General features: G+C 61.5%; 2 protein-coding genes. One reads left to right on the top strand and one right to left on the bottom strand.

Going from position 1 to position 582, the window contains the following annotated elements; all coding sequences use genetic code 11:
* A partial coding sequence (locus CXQ97_RS21090) for a DUF892 family protein (protein WP_146069754.1) occupies window positions 1-112 on the bottom strand: 112 nt, incomplete at its 3' end.
* Window positions 113-376: 264 nt separating this feature from the next.
* Between CXQ97_RS21090 and CXQ97_RS21085 the strand changes: the two genes are divergently transcribed.
* Window positions 377-582, top strand: a 206-nt coding sequence (locus CXQ97_RS21085) for a hypothetical protein (protein WP_219815490.1), incomplete at its 3' end; no start/stop codon positions are given.

The raw sequence follows: 582 nt of genomic DNA, 5'->3' as shown, positions 1-582 counted from the left end.
TGGCCTGCTTGTTCAGCATGGTTTCGGCCTGTGCCTCCATCGCGTGCGCATCGCGCAGCCATTCGATCAGGCGCTCGGTACGGACATCATTGCCGGTCTGTGCACTCTGCATGGTTCAACTCCAATCTGGTCTGAAAATCGGGTCATGCTCTGCAACCCGCCTGGAATTTGTGAAACATCCCGACCATAGGAGTTCCGCCCCCCCGTCCGGCCCACCTCTCGCCTGCACGCCCTGAACTTTCGCCGTCGGCTGTCTGTCTCTGCCCCAGACCTCTGGCCAACCGGAACACCCGCTATCGAATTTCCAGCCTTTCTCCTGCAGTGGGATCACTACATCAGCCAGCCGGCGCTGCGCACCATAGCCGCGGCGCTGTTCGTGGCATTGGTCCTGAGTCTCTTCGGCCGGCTACTGACCGCCCTGACGCTACGTCTGGCGCGAGCCTTCCTGTTTACCCGGGAGCTGTCCGAGCAACTGGAAAAGCCCGTCCGGCTACTGTTGCCACTGGTAGGGGTGCAGGGCGTATGGACGTCTGCGCCGAACGATCTGCATTTCATCGACGCGGCACGGCATGTCACCACGCT

The organism is Arthrobacter sp. B0490 (assembly GCF_002929355.1).
Lineage (GTDB): Bacteria > Actinomycetota > Actinomycetes > Actinomycetales > Micrococcaceae > Arthrobacter_D.
Note: the sequence above shows the minus strand (reverse complement) of the source record. Positions and strands in the feature narration are given on the sequence as shown.